Source organism: Paenibacillus popilliae ATCC 14706 (genome assembly GCF_000315235.1).
Lineage (GTDB): Bacteria > Bacillota > Bacilli > Paenibacillales > Paenibacillaceae > Paenibacillus_B > Paenibacillus_B popilliae.
The window spans coordinates 1-2,113 of sequence record NZ_BALG01000029.1 but is presented as its reverse complement, the minus strand read 5'-3'; the positions used below and the strand labels follow the sequence as shown (position 1 = coordinate 2,113).

The 2,113-nt window shown below is 46.5% G+C and carries 3 protein-coding genes; all 3 read right to left on the bottom strand.

The features are described 5' to 3' along the window. Positions 1-64: 64 nt before the first annotated feature. Entirely contained in the window at positions 65-262 is a 198-nt protein-coding gene (locus PPOP_RS03760; protein ID WP_306304713.1) for a hemolysin XhlA family protein, read from the bottom strand. A gap of 232 nt (positions 263-494) precedes the next feature. Beyond that, positions 495-806, bottom strand: coding sequence for a hypothetical protein (locus PPOP_RS03755; RefSeq protein ID WP_006284721.1), 312 nt, complete (start codon positions 804-806; stop codon positions 495-497). Positions 807-819: 13 nt separating this feature from the next. Further along, a partial coding sequence (locus tag PPOP_RS23280) for a pyocin knob domain-containing protein (RefSeq protein ID WP_006284720.1) occupies positions 820-2,113 on the bottom strand: 1,294 nt, incomplete at its 5' end.

The window sequence follows — 2,113 nt, the reverse complement described above, 5'->3', positions numbered from 1 at the left end:
ATGCATTAATTATAAACGAAAAAAGGTACGGCTCCTCAATTTTCTTGAGGAGCCGTACCTTTTTTCATGAGAAGGACTTTTTCAGTGGCCTCATTGTACGCCAGAGCCATTTTTGGTTATCTTCGATTCTATCTAGTCGGTCATGTGCGGATTCGGCGGAATGTAGCGCCGCCGTGGCCGTCTCGTTGGCTAGGATCGCCCTATCCAACTTTTCGTCCATGTTATCAACCTTTGTCTCAACTCTCGTGATACGCTGCAGCATCTCCGTTTGTACTCCGTCCACCCTTGATCACCCCTCGATTAAATAGCCCCCTGGGTATCCAGAGGGCGTAAAATAGCGCCACCTAATGCGGCAGCGCCTTAATCCTTCGTTTCTATGATTGCCTTGCATTCTTCAGTCGAAATGTACTTCGGCACGAATGACTTCAGCTTTTCTTCGTCGGCAAATCTTTTACGGTAGCAATCCACAAGGAAAGCATAAAACAGACTCTTCATTAGACATTACCTCCACCCATCATACCCATAACGGCGAGTTGCATTGATTCAATCTGTTTGCGCAGTTCTTCGTTTTCTTCTTGTAGCACTTGAACACGACTTTCAACGGTGTTTGGTCTTTCGTAGTCGTAATAAAGTTCTTTCTCTTCGAGCTTCAGTTTTAAAACTGGACGCATACCAGGGATGTCGTCCGGCTTCGGCAGCTCGCCATCAATCTCGACTCCCTGTGCTTGCATCCGCTCTGGTTCTGGGTTCATGTAAACCGTTGTAACAACCTTGCCTTGCGGTGTTTCTTCGTAAATTACGTACATGCAGCTCTCCTCCTTAAGCGTATTGGACTAAACCATTGAAACTCATGGAAACTTCATGGCCAGAGCCATGAATGTATGCGCCAAAGCTTATACCTCCAGCAGGATTTAATGTACCTTTAACGTCCGTTGTATAATATCTCGACTCGTCTGTTCTCTGGAATGCCGCTCTAGATGTTCCAGATTTTAAATCAATTTGGGCGCTTATCAACTCTATGCCCTCATCTGGGTCCGATCTTGCAAGGTCTATCCGACCGCCGAATGCATCCCATAGAGCTATTATTTTGGTAGTGCCTATACCGCTGATATGCGTAGAACCTGACGTGGTGTAGAAAAATTTAGTTGTTCCTGACGGCATATCGAAAAAGCTTTTATAATAAGGCGCAGTGGGTGTGTCCCTATACGTTAAGCTAACTATAGCCGACCTAATATAATTTGCTTGGCGTACTTTTGCAGCAAGCGTGGCAAAGTTATCATTCGTGGACGCGGCAATCCCAATGGCGTTAAGCGCGTCCACCAAGCCTTGCTTGGCATTAACGCCAGATTGCTTTACTTGGTCAAGCTCCGATATTATGTTTTGCCATGGTAACCAATTGCCACCATCTTTTTTACGCTGATAGTGGCTATGGCCGCCGCCAAAAGCGTAAGCATTTTGTATACAATACAGATGATTATGGCGGATCACCTCTACATAATACCATCCCTTGCTTGGTGCGTTAGCCATATCTGGCCCCATATACCAACCTGTTGGTAAGTCGGCATTTAAATCTCCTGTCATGGTAGCATTGCCATCGTCAGCGGTTACTCTGACTTTTTGCCATGTATAAAGGTCTTGCGTCCAGGGAGTCCAGCCTGTATTTGTAAGTCTGCGCATATAAAATTGGTTTGCATATAAACCGTAAACCTTTTGTAGTACCCATTCGGGGTTATGCGCAATGACCTCCACGTAACCCCAACCATCACGCAGGAGCAGTGGACTAGGCGCATTACCTAGATTCGCACCCTTATAAAAACCAGTTTTTACTATAGTGTTTAGGTCACGACCTGAAATATCAATTGCTGCACCGTCATCAGCGGTAACCCTAACTCTTTGCCATGGCAAACTACCCACATATGATTTGGCACTGGCTTCGGCTTGGTTGGCCTTAGCCTGCGCTCCCGATGGGGTTTCGGCTCCGACATCCGCCGCAGTCAGTCTAACATCTCCCGTCTTGCCGTTGACTGATTTTACGGGCACATGGATGCTAGCTACCTTTTTATTTGCATACTCCTTGGCATTAGCCTCCGCTTGGTTAGCCTTAGCCTGCGCT